Annotated in this window: 2 protein-coding genes; one reads left to right on the top strand and one right to left on the bottom strand. The window is 40.3% G+C overall.

The window, feature by feature from the left end:
* Positions 1-213 precede the first annotated feature (213 nt).
* Positions 214-927 carry a DUF2057 domain-containing protein gene (locus I3255_RS14035; protein ID WP_238039368.1) on the top strand — a complete coding sequence of 238 codons (714 nt, stop codon included), beginning with the start codon at positions 214-216 and terminating at the stop codon, positions 925-927.
* Positions 928-975: 48 nt separating this feature from the next.
* Here the strand turns inward: I3255_RS14035 and I3255_RS14030 are convergent.
* Positions 976-1,815, bottom strand: an 840-nt coding sequence (locus tag I3255_RS14030; RefSeq protein ID WP_238039367.1) for a sigma 54-interacting transcriptional regulator, incomplete at its 5' end; no start/stop codon positions are given.

The raw sequence follows: 1,815 nt of genomic DNA, 5'->3' as shown, positions 1-1,815 counted from the left end.
ATCGCTCTTCTATCTTCACTAGTTATGTTTTCCGTGATGGTAAAAAAGGTAATGGCTCGATCCCATCCATTGATTGGAACGGTTGGAACAATCCAGAAGAAGACTATTTCCATGTGGGATTACGTTACGAGTTCTAATATTTAGCCACGCATGATGAATAAGCCAGTGACGATATTTGTTGCTGGCTTTCCCTGTTTTTATAAGGTAATAAAAATGAAAAAAATGACACAGCTTGTTTATGCGACCTTATTTTTGAGCTCTTATGCGGTACCAGCCAATGTTAGCTTAGAAATGCCGGCCCATTTTTCTGTATTAGCGGCTCAGTCACAAGAGCTGAAAAAAGCCCAAAAGCAGATCAATTTAGCAGATGGTCAACAGCGAGTCTTAATCCGTTTTGAGAGTCCAAGAAATCCACATTCAACTGCGCAATCGATGGGATATATCCACTCTCAGCCTTTGTTAGTCTCCTTTTCTGCTCAGAATGATGCTATTAAACTCGTAGCTCCAAGAATTGATACGCCCCAAGAGATTGTGAAGTTTGCCAAAGCGCCGAAATTTGATCTTATTGATGGAAAGGGACAGTCCATTAAATATTCCGTAGAGACCATGAATTTTAGTGGTTCTCCATTACTTGCTGATTATAATGCGCTATTAGCTGAGTTCATTACTCCAAAAGCAGAACCAGTAACGGCGATGGGTTCTCAAAAAGCAATATCAGCCAGTCATAAAATAGCGGTAGCACCAGTTGTCACATCAGCTTCGAAAGTGGGAACTACACCTGTATCTGCTGCCAGCTCAAAAACAGTTATGCCAATTGAGGTTAGTAAACTCTCACCAACTCAGCGTCAGGAATTATTAAGATCACTGTACCAACAAGCCGATGAAACTCAGCGAAAAGAATTTATGCGTTGGGCTCTTGGATTATAAAGAGAAAATACCCCCAAAAGTTCGATTATACTGTTGGGGGTAGCTGGTTTAATTGGCGCTGTGAGCTTTGTATTCAGCTTTATCTAAGCCATGTTTTTTCATGCGAAGATAGAGTTTTTTACGTGGTATTTGTAGATAAGCAGAAACATCATTGATACGCCCGGCAAATAGATATAACGCATCTTCAATAACTTGTTTTTCATAACCATCGATCAAATCATCAAGAGGGCTACTCATCTGCTCTAGAGGTTGCGAACGTTCTTGACCTGCCAGTTTTACAATGCCAATGGCATAGAGTTCTGCCACATTTTTAAGCTCTAAGACATTACCTGACCATTCATGACGATTTAGTGTATTGATATACGCTTTATCTACGGTTGGAATCGGTTTATTGAGCTTTAAGCAACTGAGTTTAAGAAAGTGCTTAAAGAGGGGCGTAATATCACAAGCTCGTTGTCTCAATGTTGGTAATGAAAAACGAACTTGGCTTAAAAAATAGAACAATTCAGGTACAAACTCTTCTTTTTCAACAAAGGGTTCTGCTAACCCTTCAACAATTGCTAATACGCGAGTTTCTTTTTTACCTAAACGTTCTTGCTCTAGTAATGTTCGACATAACCACTGCTGAATTTCAATTGGCATAAAGTGTGGGTTAGTCAAAATCAAACTACCACCGCGAGCTTGATTAATATGATGTTGCATCTCCATGGCATTTGTTATCGAACTGCCATTCACTTCGAGTAGTGGCCCTTCAGCAACATCGCTATTTTTATGCAGTAATTTCGCTACAGAATGGCGGCCAGATCCTGTTTCACCTTCGATCAGCACATCCTTTCGGGTTGATGCAGCATTGGCGATTTGGTCACGTATTTTAGCAATTAGCGGGCT

The organism is Psychrobacter sp. Ps6, assembly GCF_022129235.1.
GTDB lineage: Bacteria > Pseudomonadota > Gammaproteobacteria > Pseudomonadales > Moraxellaceae > Psychrobacter.
The sequence above is the reverse complement of the archived record's forward strand: the minus strand, read 5'-3'. Positions and strand labels throughout refer to the sequence as shown.

Excerpts from the sequence above, each read along its gene's own strand:
- I3255_RS14035 (WP_238039368.1), top strand. The coding sequence starts at position 214 with ATGAAAAAAATGACACAGCTTGTTTATGCGACCTTATTTTTGAGCTCT.